Here is a 22,081-nt window from a genome sequence, read left to right as displayed (position 1 = left end):
TAAGCGGAATTTCAGGCTTGCTAATAAGCTTAATACTGCCAATATGTTCCTTTTATCTCAATTTATCTATCTTGTTTTAATTAAAAGGCTTTTATACCATGAACACACCACTTGCCGACGCTATGTCTCAGCTTGCCATTTATGATTCACTGACTGGCGGTAAACGTCAGTTTGAACCGCTTAAAGCCGGGCAGGTAGGCATGTATGTGTGCGGTATGACTGTCTATGATTATTGTCATATTGGTCACGCCCGCGTGATGGTTGGGTTTGATATGGCGGTACGCTGGCTTAAGCAATTGGGTTATGACGTTAATTATGTACGCAATATTACCGATATTGATGACAAAATCATCACTCGAGCTAACGAGAACGGTGAAGATATTAGTGTACTGACTCAGCGCTTTATCGAAGCGATGCACGAAGACGCGACTGCTCTTGGCTGTGAGATGCCAGATGCTGAGCCGCGTGCCACTGACCATATCGATGAGATGCAGCAAATGATTGAGACGCTGGTCACGGGCGACTATGCGTATGCAGGCGACAATGGTGACGTTTATTATGCAGTAGATAGCTTCGCAGATTATGGCAAATTATCGAAGCGTAATCTTGATGATATGCAGGCAGGCTCGCGAGTCGATGTCGAAAATGATAAGCGTAATCCGTTTGACTTTGTACTCTGGAAATCGGCAAAACCTGATGAGCCGCAGTGGGCATCACCATGGGGCCAAGGGCGTCCAGGTTGGCACATTGAGTGCTCGGCGATGTCGACCAAATGCCTAGGCAATACCTTTGATATTCATGGCGGTGGTCATGACTTACAGTTTCCGCATCACGAAAACGAGATAGCCCAATCTGAAGCAGCGACTGGCTGTGAGTACGCGCGTAACTGGATGCACGTTGGTTTTATCAATGTCGATGGCGAAAAAATGTCTAAGTCATTAGGCAACTTCTTTACCATTCGCGATGTAACTGCGAAATATTTGCCTGAAACGGTGCGCTTCTTTTTATTATCGAGCCATTATCGTAGCCAAGTGAACTTCTCTGATAGTGCCTTAGATGAGTCGCACAATAGCCTAAGCAGATTATACAATGCGTTAAAGCTAGCCGAGCAGCAAAAAGGGCAGGCTTTGACAGTCACTGACGAATTGATAAATGATGCTTACAGGAGCACTGCTGGGCAAGATTTCATTAAAGCGATGAATGATGACTTTAATAGCTCAACGGCGATTAGTGTATTATTTGGGCTGGCACGTGATATTAATAAAGCTGTCAAGGCTGAAGAGGTAGATACTGCATGGCAGTTGGCGCAGCAGCTAAAAGCGTTGGCACAGGTGCTGAACATTCTACAGCAGCCAGTCCAACAGTTTCTGCAAGCAGTGATTGGTGATCAAGCAGATGACGGATTGACCGATACTGCTATTGATGGCTTAATCATTGAGCGTGCAGATGCCAAAACCAATAAAAACTTTGCACGTGCTGATAAGATACGTGAACAACTAAAAGAGGCAGGTATTGAGCTTGAAGATAGCCGTGCTGGTACGACATGGCGTCGTGCTTAACGTAAAATCTAGCTTTCGTATATACGTATACTAACAAATTAAGTCAGCTTTACGCTGGCTTTTTTTTGCTGACTGCATTAGCTTATTATCAATCTAAAGCCAAGATTGTTTTGTATGCAAACTCCTTATAACCAACGATTTTTTAAAAATATGAATACTCTTAGAAGTGATGATGTTAAAGGTAATAAAACTGCAAATCGTCTTAAGGGCTCTCACTCTTATGAAGCTACGCGGTGCACTGTGCTTCAATCGATATTTGGTTTTCTAGTCATTGCACTGAGTACTATTTACACTCCTGTTTATGCTGCAACCAGTGATAATGAAGCTAGCACTAGTGAACAGAACGCTGGTATTCAAGATAATTCAAAATCACAGGTGGCGACCAAAGCAGAGAACTTGGTCGATTATGCTGCCCAAAAGATTGAAACAATCAAGAAGGAAGGTGTCAGCGTCTCCGGTGTAGCAGAAGAGATTTTTGATCCTACTGAACGCAATGCAGTACAACAAGCTGGAAACTTACAAGGCGATACGGGACTTAAGGGAGAGTATAACGAAGGCTACTATCTTTTAGACAAAATCAATACTGGTCTACCCCCATTGTCTGAGCCACCAAACCTATCAACACCGTTGGCTACTTTAGAGTTTTTCCAATCAGCAGTGATGAAGCAGCAATTTGACTTGGCAGCCTATGCGCTTAATATGAACCTGATTGATAGTGAGGTTCAGCGTAGTCGTTCACTTGAATTGGCCAAGCGTCTTGATTTTTTGTTATCTGAAAGAGAGCTCTACTTATTTGATGACCTGCCAGATCGTCCTGATGGTTTAATCGAGCCTCCACTTGGTAATACCAGTAGTATAATGGGTATTCCGCGACGCTCTATTCAACTCGGTTACATCGAGTACCGTGAACGCCGTGTACCTGTCTATCTGGAGCGAGTACAAGTTGATGACAAGGCCCCAATTTGGGTGTTCTCAGCGCAAACGGTTGGCAATATTGACAATCTTTATGAGCAATATCATCCAGCAGAGTTTGAACGCTATCTACCTACATGGATGAAAATACAGTTTTTTAACATTGCCTTATGGGAGTTTTTAGCATTATTTTCATTTTTCTTAGTGACTATGGGAGTAGGTTGGCTACTTAGTAAGGGTACTGAAAAAATTATCAGCCATTATATTGATGATGATCAGAAATACAGCTCTTACGTCGGCAGTACTAACGGTATGGCAGACTTGGTTAGCAAGCTAACCGTACCGCTAACCTTTAGCATTAGCTTTTTATTAGTCTTTACTTTAGTGTCAGGTGGTTTTCCTTATTTGGATGCAGTAGCATCATCGACTCGTCCAATCATTTGGATTGGGTTAGTGTTTAGTACCATGTGGTTGGGTATACGCGTTATTAACTTTTTTGCCAATCGCTATCAAGACATGCAAATTGAGAATTTGGCTGAAGAGCACTTTGATAAGGAGCGTCGCCGCCGCACTTATGTGTCGGTATTTCGTCGCGTTTTTATCTTTGCCATGATTCTCGGCAGTATTTGGATTGGTCTTAGTGAATTCACCAATATGGAAGGCCTTGGCACAACGTTATTAACATCGGCTGGTATTGCTGGCGTGGTCATTGGTATTGCTGCACAGCCTATACTAGGTAATATTATTGCTGGTGTACAGGTGGCCGTGACTCAGCCAGTACGTATCGGCGATACGGTGATGATGGAAGGTGATTGGACAACGATTGAGGATTTACGTTATACCTATGCAGTGCTAAAAACATGGGATGAACGCCGATTGATTGTACCGATGCGTAGACTGATTACTGAAATTGTAGAAAACTGGTCACATACGGAAGTTCATCAAACTTGTGTGGTTTACCTATATGTTGACTACGGCGCAGATATTAAAGCTATTAGAGAGAAATTTGTGGAACTAGTGAAAGCGAATGAGTTGTGGGACGGCGAAACTGAACCTGAGCTGCTCACTGTATCACTAAGCGAAAACACGATTAAATTACGTGGAAGTTTGGCTTCTGACGGTCCTATGAGTGCTTTCGACTTGGAATGTCAGGTACGTGAACAGATGCTCAATTATCTGTACCATGAACAAAAAGAACATCTACCAGCTGAACGCTTGATATTCAAGGATAGAGATGAATAAGTAGTCATAGGTTAAGTTTTTTACCCATAAAAAAGTGATGAACATAATTAGACAGATATCAGTAAAATAATCTGATAAATATAGCATGCGATTTGCACGCTTATTTGTTATAATATGGCGTTATTTTTAAGGGATAACTGAGCTATTAAGAGTAAGACTGCGCTATATTTGCGCTAACTTACAACTGATAAATCAATTGCAATTTTCGAGTGTCTCCATTTGTTTAATGACAAATAACTACTGGTTTATTGCTAATTATCTAAAGCTCTATGATTGTAAGTCTTTGCCACATAAGACTTAAATATCGTAAGGTCATACCGGTATCTTGGTTCATTGTCTTAATATGAAAATCCCACCCATCAAAATAACCACCACTAGGGGTCTGTATGTTACGAATTGTCGATGAAGCCTTAACCTTTGATGACGTCTTGTTGTTACCAGCCTATTCTGAAGTCCTGCCAAAAACTGCCAATCTGTCTACTCGTTTGACCAAAAATATCACTCTGAATCTGCCGCTAATTTCTGCTGCTATGGATACTGTGACTGAGTCAGAGATGGCTATTACTATGGCACAGCTGGGCGGCATGGGTATTTTGCATAAGAGTATGGATATCGTTAAACAAGCCATGCAAGTACGCCGCGTCAAAAAGTTCGAAGCAGGTACGGTCGTTGATCCTATTACGGTACATCCAGAGATGACGATCGGTAACTTATTACAGCTAACTCAAGATAATAATATTTCAGGTGTGCCTGTAGTAGAGAAGGGTACAGATAAAGTCGTTGGTATCGTTACCCATCGTGATTGGCGCTTTGAGACCAATTTATCGTTACCAGTTAGCCATATCATGACGCCAAAAGAGCAGTTAGTCACCGTTCATGAAGGCGAAAGTAACGAAAATATCAAAAAATTGCTGCATGAGCACCGTATTGAAAAAGTCATCGTCATTGATGATGATTTCCGTCTGCGCGGCCTGATTACAGTTAATGACTTTGCCAAAGCTGAAAACAACCCTAATGCTTGTAAAGATGAGCATGGTCGTCTGCGTGTTGGCGCTGCTGTTGGTACGGGTGCAGATACACAAGCGCGCGTTGAGGCTTTGATTGAGGCTGACGTGGATATTATTGTAGTCGATACAGCTCATGGTCACTCAAAGGGTGTCATTGATAAAGTCTCTTGGATTAAGAAAAACTACCCAAATGTGCAAGTTATCGGTGGTAATATTGCGACAGGCGACGCTGCTAAAGCCTTACGCGATGCGGGTGCTGATGCGGTAAAAGTCGGTATTGGTCCTGGGTCTATTTGTACCACGCGTATTGTCGCTGGTATTGGTGTACCCCAAATCTCCGCTATCGATAATGTTGCCAGTGCATTGCAAGACAGCATTCCATTGATTGCAGATGGCGGTATTCGCTATTCAGGCGATATAGCAAAAGCAATCGCTGCTGGTGCGTCGTGCATCATGGTAGGTTCGCTCATGGCTGGTACTGAAGAAGCACCGGGCGAAGTTGAGTTGTTCCAAGGTCGTTACTATAAAGCCTACCGCGGTATGGGTAGCTTAGGCGCGATGTCAGGTTCGAACGGTTCATCAGACCGCTACTTCCAAGATGCCAAAGATGGTGTAGAAAAACTCGTACCAGAAGGTATCGAAGGTCGCGTTCCTTATAAAGGACCAGTTGCTGGTATTGTTAACCAATTGGTTGGCGGTTTGCGCTCATCAATGGGCTATACCGGTTGTGCTACTATCGAAGATATGCGTAGCAAACCACAGTTTATCAAAGTCACATCAGCAGGCATGAAAGAATCTCATGTCCATGATGTGCAAATTACCAAAGAAGCACCGAACTATCGTGTGGACTAAACGAAAGCGTTAACTAAATTATCGCTTTAAATATTCATTCTTTGATATATAATGTCTTTAAGATACAAACAGTCAACAATGCTCGTGTGTTGTTGGCTTTTTTTATAAACGATGCAGTAGATAGACTGTGATGTCTGATGGCATTATCTAGTCTTTTACTTTTAGCACCTAGCATAAGGATATAATCATAATGAGCTATTTTGGCACCGATGGTATACGTGGAAAATTTGGTCAACTACCTATTACCCCCGATTTTATTTTAAAACTAGGTTATGTAACGGGGCGAGTGCTCATAGAAAATAATGATAATCCTAATCGCAAACCGAGTGTCGTAATTGGTAAAGATACACGCCTATCAGGCTATGTAATTGAAGGAGCGTTGCAGGCAGGTTTTAATGCCGCAGGGGTAGATGTTCATATGCTTGGCCCATTACCGACACCAGCTATTGCACATATTACTCGTAGTTTCCATGCAGATGCTGGCGTTGTTATTTCAGCTTCGCATAACCCTTATTATGATAACGGTATCAAATTATTCTCAGGTAATGGCAAAAAGCTGACCGATGAGATGCAAAATGCCATTAATGATAAGTTACAAGCAATGATGAATGCATCTCATAGTGATAATGATTTACTCATGCCTATTGTAGATCCAGCGCAGTTGGGTAAGCATACTAGAATTGATGATGCTATAGGTCGCTACATTGAATTCTGTAAAGGTAGCTTTCCTTATCAGTATGATTTAGGCCATCTGACGGTAGTAGTAGATTGCGCGAATGGTGCAGGCTATAGTGTAGCGCCAAGAGTCATGCGTGAGCTTGGTGCTACGGTAATTGCTATCAATAATAAACCTGATGGTATTAATATTAATGCTAACTGTGGTTCGACGCATCCCGAAGGTCTGCAAAAGGCTGTATTAGAGCACAATGCAGATGTTGGTATTGCTTTAGATGGTGATGGCGACCGTATCGTGATGGTTGATGAGAAAGGCGAGCTGGTCGATGGTGATGGCATCTTATATGTACTTGCTACCCAAGGTCAGACGCGTGCTGAAGGGGTGGTTGGTACGCTCATGAGTAATATGGGTTTAGAGCTGGCACTACAAAACGAAGGCATTGAATTTACCCGTGCAAAAGTTGGCGATCGTTATGTGATGCAAGAGCTTGAAGCCAATGACTGGATACTAGGCGGAGAGCCATCGGGACATATTTTATGTTTAGATAAGAGCCGTACTGGGGATGCTATCATTGCAAGCTTGCAAGTACTTGCAGTTATGCAATCACAAGGTAAAGCGTTAAGTGAGTTGACGGAAGGCTTTGAGATCTTACCGCAAAAGCTTGTCAATGTCCGTTTGAATCAAATGCAGGACCCTTACGAGTATGAGGAATTGGTGACAGCTTTTGATAAAGCACAGACTACTTTAGAAGGTCGTGGTCGTTTGCTTATCCGTCAATCAGGCACAGAACCGATGATTCGAGTTATGGTCGAATCAGATGACGAAATTGAATGTGATGTAATGGCCAATGATTTAGCCAACCACATTAAAACCGTATTGGGCTAATGGTGTTTGATATGATAATAATATTAAAATAAGGAAGCACAATGAGCATGGACTTTACTGATCAGCGTTTATCATATGAAAAAGGTAGTCTTGATCAGCAGTCGGTACCAGCATCACCGTTTGAGCTGTTAAAAGGCTGGATGAGTGAGGCGATAGAGCAGCAAGTGCAAGAGCCGTATGCTATGAGCTTAGCGACTTGCGGCGCGGACAATAAGCCTAGTGTCCGTATCGTTCTTATGCGCGAAATCACTGAGAATGGCGTAGTATTTTATACTAACTACGAAAGCGCTAAAGGTCAGGATATCGCAGAAAATCCAAATGCTGAGGTACTGTTCTTTTGGCATGAGCTTGAGCGTCAAATTCGCATTAGTGGCAGCATTGCTAAAATAAATGCTGATAAATCTGCAGCTTATTTTCAAAAGCGTCCACATGATAGTCAAGTAGGCGCGTGGGTCAGTCAACCACAAAGCGGTGAAGTGGCTAATCGCGAAGTAATGGAGCAAACCTTTACCGAGCTGCAAGCGGATTACCCAGAGAATTCACAAGTACCAACGCCGGAGTTTTGGGGTGGTTATGAGATTACCATTAATGAGATTGAGTTTTGGCAAGGGCGCGCTAGTCGCATGCATGATCGTATTGTCTATACTCGTGATAGCAGTAATGTGAATAAAGATGATGCTAGCTGGTCTACCAAGCGCTTATTGCCATAAGCTTCTCATTCTTTATTGCAAATAAAAAGGAGCCCAATTTAATTGGACTCCTTTTTTTAGTTATCATTATTTATAGTGGCTAAAATGACAAACAAGACATTTATGTTTGTCTAGATTCATCATACTCGGCTTCAAGGCGCATAGCGTTTTGATAGCTCTCAATGCCAGCAAGCTGCAATGCATATTGCTTAATGTTAGGATAATCTTCAAGCTTTTGACGCTTAGCAAGAATAATTAAATCAAACGATAGCATAAAGTCGGCACCACTCAGTTTATCACCTACAATAAACGACTTATTTTCGACTGATTTATCCAGATATTTGAACAATCTGGTTTTTTCTGTCTCGATATAACCGTTTAAAAACGCATTGTCATCAATGCCTGCTTTACTAGTAAACAGTTCAAGCATTAATGGCAACATGAGTGAGCTTTCTGCAAAATCAATCCATTGCAGATAATAGCCATAATCTGAGCTATCTGTTGCAGGACGCAGACGATCTGGCGCAAATCGTTCAATCAACAACTCAGTAATAGCACCTGACTCAGCATAGATTTGTCCATCCATCTCGATAACCGGAGACTTACCGAGTGGATGTACCGCCTTTAGTGAATCTGGTGCTAAATGAGTCTTGGCATCGCGTTGATGACTGACAACTTCATAAGGCACACCCAGCTCTTCTAATAGCCAAAGCGTACGTAGCGAGCGCGATTGATTAAGATGATGTAAGCGAATCATAGTATTGGCCTTTTTTGATTAGTCTGTTGTGTTAGTCATCGATCGAATGCTATTAGCCTTTAAGCTTAGCAATCAAACGTTTAGCAGCTTCTTCTGATGAGGCTGGATTCTGACCAGTAATCAACAAACCGTCTTCGACCACAAACGACTCCCAATCAGCGGCTTTTTCATAGTTACCGCCATTAGCTATCAGCGCATCTTCTACCAAGAATGGCACCACATCGGTAAGGCCAACTGCTTCTTCTTCTGTGTTAGTAAAGCCAGTAACGGTCTTACCTTTTACTAAGTATTTACCGTCAATCTTAACGTTTTTGAGTGCTGCAGGAGAATGACAAACAAAGGCAACAGGCTTGTCTTGCTTCACAAAAGTCTCAATCAAATTGATAGAGTTTTCATCGACTGCCAAATCCCATAATGGACCATGACCACCAGGATAGAATACTGAATCAAAATCTTCCGCTTTCATATCAGCAAGTTTCTTGGTGTTGGCAAGATGCTTTTGCGCATCGCTGTCTTCTTTAAAACGCTTGGTGTCTTTCGTTTGTGCATCTTCAGTATCGCTACTAGGATCAAGTGGTGGCTGACCACCAGCAGGAGAGGCGAGGGTCACATTGACGCCAGCATCAAGAAAAGCATAGTAAGGGGCTGCAAATTCTTCTAGCCAAAAGCCAGTTTTTTTACCAGTATCGCCTAATTTGTCGTGTGAAGTTAGTACCATTAAAATATTCATATTTGTCCTTTTTTATTAAAGTGATTTTTAAATTATTGATTGTTAGCAGTCATGCTTAATTCATAATACCTAGTAAATATTGGCATTAACGATGACTGCTAGCCGTATTCATGTAACAGTATTCATGGTAAAGATGTCATTTTCAGTAGTTGTCTTAACAAATTATGTTGTTAAGTCGTTATTTAACTGTCCAGTGAGCATCGGTTATTTAACAAGAATTATTTAACGTCAGCTACTTTAACGACTGTTTTACCGAAGTTATCGCCATTTAGCATACGAACAAAGGCATTTGGTGCATCGTCTAAACCTTCAGCGATGGATTCTTTAGTTTTCACATCACCTGACTCTACCCATTTGCTCATGGTTTTTAGGAATTCTGGGAAATGATCGCCATACTCTTCAAAGATGATGAAGCCTTTAATAGTGAGACGACGGCTTAGAATATTGCCCATTAATACACCCAAACGATCCTTACCATCAGGTAGTTCAGTCGCGTTGTATTGAGAGACCAGACCACATACTGGGATACGTGCATGAGCATTTAATAATGGCATGACCGCGTCAAACACTTTACCGCCGACGTTTTCATAATAGATATCAATACCATCTGGGCAAGCAGCTTGTAACTGCTCAGCGAAGTCGTCCGCTTTATGGTCAATACAAACATCAAAGCCTAGCTCATTAACAGCGAAGTCGCATTTTTCTTTACCGCCTGCAATACCAACGGTGCGTACGCCATATTGATTGCCAACTTGACCAACCGTTGCGCCAACGGGACCTGTTGCGGCAGCGACGACCAGCGTCTCACCTTTTTGTGGTTTACCGATATCAGTCAAACCCATGTAACCGGTAAAGCCGGGCATACCCAATACGCCTAAACCATAAGAAGGATTTGGCATATCTTTATCAAGTTTCAGTACGCCTTCGCCATCACTGACGCTATAATCCTGCCAGCCTGAATTTGAAACAACCAAATCGCCGACGGCAAATTTATCAAGGTTAGATTCAACGACTTGAGCAACCGTTGCGCCCATCATTACATCGCCAACTTCTAGTGGATCAGCATAGCTTTTAGCATCGCTCATACGTCCGCGCATATACGGGTCTAATGATAAATAGACGGTACGTAGCAGCATCTCATTTTCATTTGGCGTTGGGATATCGCTGGTTGTCATGTCAAAGTTTTCAGCTTTTGGCGCGCCATGAGGGCGACTGGCCAATTTAATTTGACGGTTTATTTTTTGATTTTGTTGTTTATCAAAGCTCATTTTAATAATCCTTATTTTATTTATTGGTTTATAGTTTTAAAGTATGGTGTTAGGTTTTAAAGTTAGCAGCCACTCAACAGTGAATGGCTACTAATAATAAAAACAATACGCAAAGCTGCTGTTTTATATAAAGTTATTATTTTTATTGGCTTATATTCTCAGATTACAGCTTCTAAAAGACTCTACTACTATTAAGCCACACTGGTTAACGAACGTTCTAAGATACGACGTGATACTTCTAAGTCATTGTTACCGTGTTCGCCCAGTTTTACCATGTTATGCGCTTCAAGCTGCTTGATAATCGGGTCAATCGCTGACTCATCTAATTCAGCATCTGCTAAGCTAACTGGTAGGCCAAGGCTACGGAAGAAGTTCTCGGTATATACGATAGCAGTCTCGATGATGCTGTCGTCGTCTTGTTTTGTATCAGTATTGCTATCGATAGCCCAAACGTTACGGGCATATTGAAGTAACTTGTCTTTTTTACTTTCTTTTAGCTCACGCATTACCGATGGCAACAAGATGGTAAGAGTACGAGCATGGTCAATGCTATGTAATGATGTTAATTCATGACCAACCATGTGTGTCGTCCAATCTTGTGGTACACCAGTGCCAATCAAGCCGTTAAGCGCCATAGTTGCCGTCCACATAATATTCTTACGTGTCTCTAAGTTTTCTGGATCTGCTTTAACCGCTGCGCCTTCTTCAATCAAAATCTTAAGTAAGCTCTCAGCAAAGGCATCTTGCACTTTCGCATTGACTGGATAAGTCAGGTATTGTTCCATCACATGGACAAAGGCATCAGCAACACCGTTCATTACTTGACGTTCAGGTAATGTTAGCGTCTTGGTTGGGTCTAGAATTGAGAATTTAGGGAAGACAAGTGGACTACGGAAAGGTAGTTTTGCTTGACGTTCACTATGGTTAACCACACCGCCGTTATTCATCTCAGAACCAGTCGCTGGAATAGTCAATACTGCACCCAAATCGATAGCAGTATCTATGTTTGCACAACCATTAAGAAGTGCATCCCATGCTTTTTCACGTGAGACAGTGCTGTCATCTTCGTTAAGTGAAGACACGAGCGCGACAAACTTACTACCATCAATGACTGAACCACCGCCAACTGCTAATAGAAAGTCAATGTTATGTTCATTAACCGTATCAGCTGCTTTAAGCAGAGTATTGAATTCTGGGTTTGGCTCGATGCCGCCAAACTCAAAGACTTCGCGATTTCCGCTCGCTGATAGTGCTTTTCTGACTTCGTCTAGAGTACCTGTGCGTTCAGCCGAGCCGCCACCATAAGTGATAAGTACTTTCGCATCATTAGGCACTAGATCTGATAGTTGTTCGATTTGGCCTTCGCCGAAGACGATACGTACTGGGTTGTAATATTGAAAGTTATTCATAAGATTCCTGAAATTCATTGGGTATGGATTGTTCGTATAGTTTGCAAAAGCGAATTGGAAAATTATCCAGTTCGTTTTTGCGTATGTGGGCATTGTACAGTAATTAGACCGGTCGTCTAGAGATAATTATTAATAGTTACAAAACTCTCGTATATCTATAGTTTATGCGAAACCGAGTATAAAAACGAGAAGGCGAAAATCTTCGTGCAGAACTTAGGGTGAAAGTCTAATAGCACATATGCTGTTAAGCGCTACTTAGATTATTTTGAGAGTGGTTTAGTTAGAACTAGAGTTAGGTGACCGGAGACAAATAAAGAAACCTATAAAAAGATAGTAAATCTTAAAAATACTTTTTCAAAATTGAGGTTAAGTATAGAAAAGAGCTAGGTATAGAGCAAAGAGCCGCTATTAGCGGCCCATCTCTGTAGTGGTCATCTGCCATACTTCGGCAAGTGGCGTATTGGTTTGACTAATTTTAGCAATCAAGCTAGCACCAAGCCATGCAAAGTACCAACGCTTCGCCACACTTTCTGCAGCGATATTATCGAGTTGTGGTACAGAGTTATCTGCCCAGCCGGCTTTGATTTGTTCGGCAAGCCAACTGATGGTTTGCTGGTAACCGGCGTAAAGTACTTTACGCATGGGCTCTGACATATCGGCAACCTCGGCGCTAAGCTTAACGACCAAGCATTTTTCGTGATCACAGCCGTTTTGCTGAGTGTCATACCAGCTTTGAAAATAGTCATAAAGCTTTTGCTGCGCGCTAATATCTTGGGCGCCAATAGTCTCAAGGCGATTCTTATACTTGGTAAAGTAATGATTGATAATAGCTTCACCAAACGCTTCTTTCGAAGCAAAGTAATGATAGAAAGAACCTTTAGGGACGCCTGCCGTGTCTAGTATCTGCTTGATACCGACAGCAGTGAAGCCCTTCTGCGCAATCAGTTGGTAACCTATCGCTAGTAGGTGGGCCCTTGTATCTGATGGGGTGATATTCGATGGAGCAATATCTGAAGGTGCAATATTTGATGTTGTAGCAGTTTTAATAATAGACATAAGAGCTCTGTTCTCCTTAGAACAATGTTTTTTAGTTTTATAATTATATTAGTGTAAGAGTTTCAAACTAAGGCATCAGGTTATAACGCTTAAAAACATTGCGTAGTGCTGTGTAGTGCTATATTACATAAGTATAATTTTATAGAAGTTACGTTTTATCAACAATGTTTAAAGCCGAAGCAGTCTTGTTTTATCTACCGTCTATGTTACCATTAGACCAGTCGTCTAGCAAGCTTGGTTTCTGACTTAATAGCTTTATCGTCTATATAAGATATATAGTCTACAATCTTGCTAGCGCTTTTTTATGATTTTCGCAGAATATTTTATAAAGAATAATTTTAATTAACCTCACACTAATAATTATCACAACTAATTAAGGATAGTAGTTATGACAACCAATAATACTGATAGCAATAACAACGCCTATAGCGACTTTCATTTGCAGTATATTGCAGGTGAGTGGCAGAGCGGACAAGATGACAGCATTAATACTAATGTCAATCCATATAATGGCGACACGCTGGTCGAGATTAAACAGGCTACCAGTAAGCAGCTTGATGAAGCCTATCAAGCGGCAAATGCGGCACAAAAAGAATGGGCGCAAAAGACGCCAGCTGAACGTGCCAGTTTAATGTATAACGTCGTCAATGTCTTAGATCAGCGTCAAGACGAAATTGTCGATTGGCTCATTAAGGAATCGGGCAGTACGCGTATCAAAGCAATGGTAGAGTTCGGTAGTGCGCGTGCGATTACACTTGAGGCCGCAAGCTTTCCTAACCGTGTCCATGGTGAGATTCGTGCATCAAACACACCTGGTAAAGAAAACTTTGTTTACCGTGAGCCAATCGGTGTGGTAGCCGTTATTAGCCCATGGAACTTTCCGCTACATCTTACCCAGCGTTCTATCGCGCCTGCATTAGCACTTGGTAACGCGGTCGTACTCAAGCCTGCAAGTGACACACCTATTACGGGTGGTTTACTGTTAGCAAAAGTATTCGAAGAAGCGGGTCTGCCAAAAGGATTACTCAACGTCGTCGTCGGTGCTGGTAGTGAGATTGGTGATGCCATCGTCACTCATGATATTCCAAGCTTTGTATCATTTACTGGTTCAACCTCAGTGGGTAAACATATTGGCGAATTGGCCAATGGTGGCGACTACATCAAGCAAGTTGCGCTTGAGCTCGGCGGTAATAGCCCATTTGTGGTATTAAAAGACGCGGATATTGAGCAAGCGGTAAAAGCCGCAGCCTTTGGTAAGTTCCTGCATCAAGGTCAAATCTGTCTCGCTATCAACCGTATTATCGTTGAAGACGAGATTTATGATGACTTTGTAGAGCGATTCTTAGCGCACGTTAAGACTTTAAATGTCGGTGATCCGAACAAGCAAGATACGGCAGTCGGTCCAATCATTAATGAAAAACAAGTCAAATCGCTGAAAGAAAAAATCGCTAAAGCACAGGAAGAAGGTGCCAAAATGATTTTGAGTGGTGAGATAAAAGGTCAGGTAGTACCACCGCATATCTTTACTGAAGTCACTCGTGAGATGGATTTGTCACGTAATGAGGTGTTCGGACCATTGGTCGGTATCATCCGTGCCAAAGATGAGGATGATGCGTTATCGATAGCCAATGACTCAATGTATGGTCTATCTAGTGCGGTATTTACAGCAGATATGCAAAAAGGTCTGCGCTTTGCTCGCGGTATCAGAGCTGGCATGACCCATATTAATGATATCTCAGTCAACGATGAGAGCAATATGCCATTTGGCGGCGAGAAAAACTCAGGTATTGGTCGCTTTAATGGTGAGTGGATACTGGAAGAGTTTACCAGAACGCATTGGATATCAATGCAAAACGAACCGCGTCAATATCCGTTCTAATTTAGCCGTTTTAATAATACTAAACTTAATTAACACATATGAAAAAGACCGCTTTTATAGCGGTCTTTTTTTGTGTGAGTATTGGTCGTTCTATCTAAGAATTTTCTATCTAAGGTTGTGCTATCGAGAATGAAAACCTAGCAAGGCTTCAATTTCTTCAATAGTCATATTTCTAACAAGCGCTTGCTCTTCTACTGACAAACGATTGGTATGTTCTTTTATCATCGTATGGATGCTACGAGAGATCTCAGATGTCGTTGCATAATACATTTGTGGCTGTTCTTTGGTAAGCGTCATCAAAAATTTATTGACGATTTTGCGTTTTTCTTCCGGTGCATTTTCTTCAGTCATAGTATTCTCCTAGAAGTGAACCATTTAAGCAGCGAAGGTCTTAACAGTCAATGAGGCGAGTGTAATGTAAAAGATGAAGGAGCGATAATGTTTACGGTTATCCATTGTATAGCTTATAACATTCATTTAAAATGAATTTTAATATCTATTTTCTAAAATTACCCTAAGAAGACGGTCATGCAATCTATCAACTTACCTAGCAAGCCACCAAGCTCTCCGCATCCTATTCTTAATTTGAGCTTTCGCATATTTTTTAGTGCAGCGGCAGTATTTGCGGTGGTGATGATGGTGCTGTGGTCATTTGTATTTACTGAACATACTGATATCGATGCACAGGTTTTAAATCCGTTGTACTGGCACGGCCATGAGATGATTTATGGGTATGCCTTGGCAGTGGTCGCAGGATTCTTGCTGACAGCGGTAAAAACCTGGACAGGAGTAATGATGCCGCATGGCTATAAGTTGCTGGGTATCTTTAGCTGCTGGTTGCTGGCACGTATTAGCTGGTTCGCTTTTGGGCTTGGCATGACGATTGCGGGTAGTAGTATATCGTTGTTATATGCTGCCGCAGTATTTGATTTATTGTTCATCGGCTTAATGGCTTTTGTAATATTTCGAGCAGTATTGCAAGTAAAGCAGTATAAGCAGATGGGTATTTTAGCGAAGCTGGCGCTATTAACGTTGGGCAACGGATTGTGTTACTGGGGGATTATCAACGCAGACATGAGTACGACCAGAGTAGGTATCTACTTGGGTTTTTACTTAATTATCGGCTTGGTATTGACCATTGGCAGGCGCGTGGTGCCATTCTTTATTGAACGGGGTCTTAGCGTGACCAATGCTGAAGGCGTCAAAGAAACCGTCACCTTACGTAATAGCAAAGTACAAGATATCGCCAGCCTAGTGTTCTTTTTAGCATTTTTTATCGTGGATTTGTTTTACCCTAATAAGTACTTACTTACCGTTACCGCGCTTGGCGTGGCAGTGGTCAATATCGTGCGCCTAAAAGGTTGGTATCACCGCGGTATTTGGCAAAAACCATTGTTATGGTCACTATATATCGCGTTTTTAGGTATGTGTTTGAGCTTCTTGTTGTATGCGCTACAGCCATGGTTAGGGTACGCGCATAGTATTGCTATGCATGGGTTAGCGATTGCAGGTGTTGGGATGATGACGGTGGCGATGATGACGCGTGTATCACTTGGGCATACGGGACGCAGTATTCATCAGCCACCCAAGAGCGTGAATGTAATGTATATTTTGATGGTGCTGGTATTTGTTAGTCGGGTATTATTACCACTCGTTGATATGAGTCATTATCTATTATGGATTATGATTGCTCAAAGCGCATGGATTGCCTGCTTTGTGCTATTTTGCATGAGTTATCTGCCGATGCTCGCACGTCCTAGACCCGATGGTTTATTTGGGTAATGACTTATAGTTTATAGTTTATAGATTTTTGGTAATTAGGTTTGAATGGATAAATTTTTAAGTAATTTGAATTAAATAGGAGCGCAAATTTATGCGACTGACCAATTATAGTGATTATGCACTGCGCTCATTAATTTATCTAGCAGTGAAGCCAGAGCCAGAAACACTTGCCAATATAAGTGATATTGCAGACAGCTACAATATATCTAAAAGCCATTTGACCAAGATTATTCATCAATTAGGTCAGCTTGGTTATATAGAAAGTGTGCGCGGTAAGAATGGTGGTATTCGGCTAGCTTATGCGCCTAAAGACATTAATTTGGGTGTATTGATTAAACAGATAGAGCCTGATTTTGACTTGGTCGAGTGCTTTGCCACGCCAGTCAGCAGTGATGATAGAAAGCCACGCTCGACAGGTTTGCCAATCACGCTTATCAATGAAGAAGTTGATAAAACTGTAGGCTGTGTAATTACGCCAGTATGTCAACTTAAAGGCGTGTTTTTTGAAGCGTTAACGGCGTTTATTACCGTCCTTGAAAAATATACCTTGGCAGATATTATTAAAAATGAAGACGAGTTGAGTCAGTTTTTGTTCTCCCAAAAGATGTAAAAAGGCTCAACATCAGCGATATAGTAAATCCACTATATTGCTGGTGTTGAGCCTAGATTTTTATCATTCAAGTTTAGTAGTACTCAAACAATAGACTTTCTGAATACTACTAATACTTGTTATTGGCTATTAGTTGCTAAGCTGCTCTACCTTACGCGAGCCTTGTGGCTGAATAGGGCGGTTATTACCTTCGTACAGATCAGACATAATCACAAACTGATCGCTAGCAAGGGTCAGAGGTTGCTTACTGACATACCATTGGACTTGTTCTGAACAAGGTGGTGTCGTTAGCGAGCCACTATAATGATAGAAAGTAGGCATTACAGGTGCTAAAGCAGACAAATCAACTTTATTGGCTGTGAATTCATCATCGTTTAAGGTAGTGATTTTAGTGCCGTTTAGCAATACGCGTAGCACATCATTGGCTTCACCAATTTGCAGCATAATACCCATTACAGCAAGATTGCCTTCACTATTGGCATGAACAAAATGAATTTCGCCTGGATAGTTCTGACTACCGAATTGATGCTCGCTTGGGGTATGGTAATGGAATTGCTTGAGCACATAGCGCTCATTGTCTAACTGAATTGTATTGTCTTCGGTCGTTGGTGTGTAGACGACAGTATGACCATTATCATGAATGCGGACATCGGTAGATTGGTTATAGTTAATGACAGGAGCGGCTGCACTACTGGCGGTAACGTTTGTAATATTGATAGGCGATTGCTGTTTGCCAATTTTGCAAGCGTTAGCACCTTCGACGTCACCCCAATATTCGGGGCCTGTATTGCCTACATATGACCATTTAGGATGATGGACGCTATTATTATCTTGCGCTGCCACTACGGTCGCATTGGCATCAGTAGGCTGATCTTTCAAAGCTTGCTGATTAGAGGTACAGGCAGAAAAACCTAGTGTGCTTACTGCCAAGATAGCAGTCGCTAAATAATGACGATTCATATTACAGTCCTTAATATGGTTAAAACGATAGTGTTATAGTTCGTTCAAAATAAAATCGATACGGCTTCTGTCAGCCTCGCGCGCAGATAAAACACATCACACTTTTATTTGATATGGGCTATAGCTTGCACTTAGTTTATTTATATCAATATTATTATCAATTGGCTATAAAACAGATTTATTAAAATATGGTTAAATGAATAATTAATAAATTTAACACTATTCGTTAATAAGAATATATTTGTAAGAAGGGTTTATAACAGAACGGTATTTATTTAGCAAATTACGATTACAGAAAAATATTAATGTGTAATAAACAGTTTTTGGAAAATTTTAAGAGATTTTCTCTTTAAAAGATGAACTTACGCAGTTATTTCTCAGAGTAGTAAAATCAAAGAAGCCACCAAGATGGCAGCTTCTTTTCTAGCTTTATCTTTTAACTTTTAAAGAATTATGCTTTTTCAAGCTTAGGGCGCGCTTTTTCAATAGCTTTTAATAGTGCTTTTTTAAATCCACCAATTTCAAACTTAATCAAGCTTGAATGGGCAGCACAGAAGTTATGAGTTTCGCGCCATTGATGCGCAAGCTCGGTTGCCCAGTTGCAATACTGTTTACCTGCATCTGGCTCATCTTTAAGCGCTTGCTTGGTAGTAGGATGTAATAGTAGCTCAGGTAAGACTGCTTCAAGAAGCTTTGCCGGTGGACTCATAAAAGTATCGTCAACATGCAAGCTTCTACTAGCAGGATGATAAGCCAATAGCGAACCTGCATGAATTTTTTCATTAGGCGAGATATAGTAGACCCCCTGAGATAAGGAGAATTCAAGCTCCGGATAACGCTTGGCGACTGCATCGCTTTCGACCAAATCATCTGCCCATGGTATCTCAGGTATTTGTTCATGATGACGGCTACTGCCGTAAAATTCGGCTTGCGGAAAGTCTTTTGCCATTTGGACGCAATGCACCGTATGGAAAGGATGAAGATTTAACACTGCCTCTACATCTTGACCGTCATTGGTCAATGCCATGACTTTATCTCGGACATCATCCGTCAGCTTATAGCTATCTAAAAAAATAAACTTGCCTGACTCTAATTGCACGAGCGAGCATTGAGTGCCTATATCAAGCACCCCTCCCAATCGGAATGACCCGCGTATATTCCAAAATCCTGCCCCTAAATCATAAATTTTATCTGCCATTAGCAATATTCCTTAATAATGGATAATTTGTAAAAATAGTAAATTGAAAGGTTGAGGAGTTAAAGCATACTATGCTTCAAGCTCAGGACGCGCTTTATCGATGGCAGAGAGTAGAGCTGCCTCAAATCTGTCTTCTTCAAACTCGACCAAACCTGAAGGCGCGCCACAAAAATTGCGTACCTCACGCCACTTATGCGCCAGCTGAGTTGCCCAATCGCAATACTCTTTACCCGCATTAGGCTCATCTTTAAGTGCTTTTAAAGTTGTTGGGTGTAAGCCTAAGTCAGCTTGTACAGTATTAATTAACTTTGAAGGTGGAATCTCAAAAGTATCATCAACATAGATACTCAGACTGGCTGGATGGAATACCAGAAGTGAGCTGGCATGAACACTCTCATCAGGTGCGATGTAATAAATACCTTTGGGTAAAGAAAGTTCAAGCTCGGGAGAACGTTCAGCGACAGCGTCACTTTCAACCAAATCGTTATTCCATTGCACGTTAGGAGCCTGCTTGGGATGGCGACGGCTACCGTAAAAGGTCGCTTGCGGAAAGTCTTTTGCCATCTGCTCACAATGAACAGTATGAAAGGGATGAACGTTCAACACCGCTTCGACATCTTGACCGTCATTGGTTAGTGCCATTACTTGCTCGCGCACGTCATCCGTCAGAGTGTAGCTGTCTAAGAAAATAAAACGACCAGATGACAGTTTTACCAAGGCACATTGAACACCTATGTCTAGTATGCCATTTTTAATAAATGAGCCTCTGATACTCCAAAATCCTGACCCTAAGTCATAAATCTTATCTTCCATAGTTGTTATTTCCTGTTGATTAATACTTGATCAAATAGTTGTTTAAAACTGGAGACTATAGCTGCTGTCACAGTTGTTTTTGAAAATTATGAACTGCGAATTTATTAAAGTCTGTTATAAAAGCGATGTGGAATGTATAGATAATTTAGACTGATGCTGATTGGGCAACTAAAACAGAACATAATACGGTTCTAACAATGGATAAGTGATTTCAATGAAAGGGCAATAATGTATCAAAACATTTAATAGGCAATGCTTGACAGTATGCATCTGTAATTGTTATAAAGCATCTACCTAAACGAATATAGTTAAACAAATGCCTATATCATCAGATTCAAATCTTAGAAAGATATATATTAGAGATTATAAGTCACCTCAAGCTGCTGTAGACTATGCTAAGTCTATCGGCGGCGCTCGGATTATATTCCCAAATGGAGATTATCCATGTAGTTTGGTGATTAATAGTCCCAATATCGAGCTGTTTAGTGACGGTAATACCATACTACGTGCCGCAGGCTCCTCTACTGTCGTTGATGTAAAGGCAGGTGGAATCAACTTTGTGTTGGACGGATTTGACGTACGTGGTCAAACATCACGTAATGAATCTAAATCTAACGTTAATGGTAACAAAAGCAATACTGATGCCTTGCACTGCATTCGTATTCAAGAACGTGGTGCTCGTCTACGCAATTTTAAAACAAGAGGGGCACGTTACGATGGAATCTATCTTAAATATAATGGACAGATAGATTTTGAGGCAGAGGACTTCTTATGCGATTCTACTGCCCGTAATCCGGTATCTATTATTGCAGGACAAGGTTTTAAATTTACACGTGGTAGAGTACGTTTAGATAATAACTTTACTGCGGGACAAGGTAAATTAAGAAGCGGTATATATTTATTTGATTGTGAGCCAAATAATATCAACGATAAATATCGCGACATTAAGTTTAAAGATGTGGTTTTTGAAAATGCTGGTAAACGTTACGGCAATAATCAAGTTATATTTCAAGATACCAACATAGGTAATTCAAATGATTTAGGCGTTTACTTTGAAGACTGTGAATTTATTAAGTCCGGTACAGCTACTGGATCTGCCTATGTACGCCTAAAAGCTAATACAAAATTAAAAGAGTTCAGTAATATTCACTTTAAGAGAACTCGTCATCAATTTAGAGCAATGGCAATTGCTAGCGGTCGCGAGATATTACTCAAAAACTCCACTTTTAACGACGTCGTTATCGATGAGCAAAGCTTAACCTTTGCTATTAGGTTATCGACTGGGACTGTTGTATCGAATGTGAGAACAACCGCAGATAAAACGGCGGCTAAATCTAAAGCCACGAGTTTCCGCACCTCATTGAATAAGCCCGTAAATTTGCTTTTAGATAAGAAAAGTAATGTAAAAGTTATCGATGTTCCTGGGTACTAAAATTATAGTTCTAATCAATATAAGCCGCCTTAAGCGGCTTTTTTTGTGTCTCAAGATTATAAATCGTGTTGGTCAAAAAGTTGCAGCTTTGATTAAAAGTATTATGATTACTCTATGATTCAGCTCTCATAATTATTCTTAACGTTTAAGCTTGATAACCAATACCAAACTTACATAACATTTTGCATCTTAAGCCCAACTTTTAGTGTGCTACCATGATGCGCTTGTCATTATGACTATAAATTTAGGCCTTTATATTTATATATTTACAGCCTGTTCCTACCACCCACGCCGATATCAATCGCGTATAACATAGTCAGTAACTTTGTGAATCACACACCAGATAACGCCTCAATTAATAACAC

General features: G+C 41.1%; 18 protein-coding genes. 9 read left to right on the top strand and 9 right to left on the bottom strand.

Annotated features, from left to right (window positions below):
* Window positions 1-98: 98 nt before the first annotated feature.
* From cysS to pdxH, 5 genes are all read left to right on the top strand, one after another.
* Window positions 99-1,559: a cysteine--tRNA ligase gene (cysS, locus tag ACTQ9S_RS08800; RefSeq protein WP_440454710.1), complete on the top strand. Its 1,461-nt coding sequence runs from the start codon at window positions 99-101 to the stop codon at window positions 1,557-1,559.
* Window positions 1,560-1,799: 240 nt separating this feature from the next.
* A complete protein-coding gene (locus ACTQ9S_RS08795; protein WP_440454709.1) occupies window positions 1,800-3,713 on the top strand; it encodes a mechanosensitive ion channel family protein in 1,914 nt (637 codons plus the stop codon).
* Between the two features lie 386 nt (window positions 3,714-4,099).
* Complete coding sequence (gene guaB / locus ACTQ9S_RS08790; protein WP_351118831.1) at window positions 4,100-5,572, top strand: IMP dehydrogenase; 1,473 nt, start codon at window positions 4,100-4,102, stop codon at window positions 5,570-5,572.
* A gap of 190 nt (window positions 5,573-5,762) precedes the next feature.
* Window positions 5,763-7,133, top strand: coding sequence for a phosphoglucosamine mutase (gene glmM, locus ACTQ9S_RS08785; RefSeq protein ID WP_068327134.1), 1,371 nt, complete (start codon window positions 5,763-5,765; stop codon window positions 7,131-7,133).
* 47 nt (window positions 7,134-7,180) lie between these two features.
* The gene (gene pdxH / locus ACTQ9S_RS08780) at window positions 7,181-7,843 is read left to right on the top strand and encodes a pyridoxamine 5'-phosphate oxidase (RefSeq protein ID WP_068039093.1); all 663 of its coding nucleotides are present in this window, start codon (window positions 7,181-7,183) and stop codon (window positions 7,841-7,843) included.
* Window positions 7,844-7,943: 100 nt separating this feature from the next.
* Here pdxH and ACTQ9S_RS08775 read toward each other — a convergent pair whose 3' ends face one another.
* The 5 genes from ACTQ9S_RS08775 to ACTQ9S_RS08755 form a co-directional block, all read right to left on the bottom strand.
* Window positions 7,944-8,579: a glutathione S-transferase family protein gene (locus tag ACTQ9S_RS08775; protein WP_068035307.1), complete on the bottom strand. Its 636-nt coding sequence runs from the start codon at window positions 8,577-8,579 to the stop codon at window positions 7,944-7,946.
* A gap of 52 nt (window positions 8,580-8,631) precedes the next feature.
* The gene (locus tag ACTQ9S_RS08770) at window positions 8,632-9,309 is read right to left on the bottom strand and encodes a type 1 glutamine amidotransferase domain-containing protein (RefSeq protein ID WP_351118829.1); all 678 of its coding nucleotides are present in this window, start codon (window positions 9,307-9,309) and stop codon (window positions 8,632-8,634) included.
* A 218-nt stretch (window positions 9,310-9,527) separates the two neighbouring features.
* Window positions 9,528-10,577 (bottom strand): NADP-dependent oxidoreductase, encoded by a 1,050-nt coding sequence (locus tag ACTQ9S_RS08765; RefSeq protein ID WP_351118827.1) that lies wholly within the window; start codon window positions 10,575-10,577, stop codon window positions 9,528-9,530.
* Between the two features lie 191 nt (window positions 10,578-10,768).
* Entirely contained in the window at window positions 10,769-11,986 is a 1,218-nt protein-coding gene (locus tag ACTQ9S_RS08760; protein ID WP_351118825.1) for an iron-containing alcohol dehydrogenase, read from the bottom strand.
* Between the two features lie 408 nt (window positions 11,987-12,394).
* Window positions 12,395-13,042 (bottom strand): TetR/AcrR family transcriptional regulator, encoded by a 648-nt coding sequence (locus ACTQ9S_RS08755; RefSeq protein ID WP_068035315.1) that lies wholly within the window; start codon window positions 13,040-13,042, stop codon window positions 12,395-12,397.
* A gap of 388 nt (window positions 13,043-13,430) precedes the next feature.
* Between ACTQ9S_RS08755 and ACTQ9S_RS08750 the strand changes: the two genes are divergently transcribed.
* Window positions 13,431-14,921, top strand: coding sequence for an aldehyde dehydrogenase family protein (locus ACTQ9S_RS08750; protein ID WP_068035317.1), 1,491 nt, complete (start codon window positions 13,431-13,433; stop codon window positions 14,919-14,921).
* 120 nt (window positions 14,922-15,041) lie between these two features.
* On the opposite strand, the gene ACTQ9S_RS08745 is transcribed toward ACTQ9S_RS08750, so the two are convergent.
* Window positions 15,042-15,272, bottom strand: coding sequence for a hypothetical protein (locus ACTQ9S_RS08745; RefSeq protein ID WP_068327145.1), 231 nt, complete (start codon window positions 15,270-15,272; stop codon window positions 15,042-15,044).
* Window positions 15,273-15,449: 177 nt separating this feature from the next.
* On the opposite strand from ACTQ9S_RS08745, the gene ACTQ9S_RS08740 reads away from it, so the two are divergent.
* Both ACTQ9S_RS08740 and ACTQ9S_RS08735 read left to right on the top strand, forming a co-directional pair.
* Window positions 15,450-16,703: an NnrS family protein gene (locus ACTQ9S_RS08740; RefSeq protein WP_351118823.1), complete on the top strand. Its 1,254-nt coding sequence runs from the start codon at window positions 15,450-15,452 to the stop codon at window positions 16,701-16,703.
* Between the two features lie 91 nt (window positions 16,704-16,794).
* Entirely contained in the window at window positions 16,795-17,313 is a 519-nt protein-coding gene (locus ACTQ9S_RS08735; protein WP_351118822.1) for an Rrf2 family transcriptional regulator, read from the top strand.
* A gap of 129 nt (window positions 17,314-17,442) precedes the next feature.
* Here ACTQ9S_RS08735 and ACTQ9S_RS08730 read toward each other — a convergent pair whose 3' ends face one another.
* From ACTQ9S_RS08730 to ACTQ9S_RS08720, 3 genes are all read right to left on the bottom strand, one after another.
* Window positions 17,443-18,273: a carbonic anhydrase gene (locus ACTQ9S_RS08730; RefSeq protein ID WP_351118821.1), complete on the bottom strand. Its 831-nt coding sequence runs from the start codon at window positions 18,271-18,273 to the stop codon at window positions 17,443-17,445.
* 451 nt (window positions 18,274-18,724) lie between these two features.
* Window positions 18,725-19,471, bottom strand: coding sequence for a hypothetical protein (locus ACTQ9S_RS08725; protein ID WP_440454708.1), 747 nt, complete (start codon window positions 19,469-19,471; stop codon window positions 18,725-18,727).
* Window positions 19,472-19,540: 69 nt separating this feature from the next.
* Window positions 19,541-20,284, bottom strand: coding sequence for a hypothetical protein (locus ACTQ9S_RS08720; RefSeq protein ID WP_440454707.1), 744 nt, complete (start codon window positions 20,282-20,284; stop codon window positions 19,541-19,543).
* Between the two features lie 316 nt (window positions 20,285-20,600).
* Here ACTQ9S_RS08720 and ACTQ9S_RS08715 point away from each other — a divergent pair, with 316 nt between their 5' ends.
* Window positions 20,601-21,716, top strand: a complete 1,116-nt coding sequence (locus tag ACTQ9S_RS08715; RefSeq protein ID WP_350656961.1) for a hypothetical protein — start codon at window positions 20,601-20,603, stop codon at window positions 21,714-21,716.
* The last annotated feature ends 365 nt before the right edge of the window (window positions 21,717-22,081 follow it).

Origin of the sequence: Psychrobacter sp. ASPA161_9 (assembly GCF_051970275.1) — a bacterium.
Taxonomy (GTDB): Bacteria; Pseudomonadota; Gammaproteobacteria; order Pseudomonadales; family Moraxellaceae; genus Psychrobacter.
The sequence above is the reverse complement of the archived record's forward strand: the minus strand, read 5'-3'. Positions and strand labels throughout refer to the sequence as shown.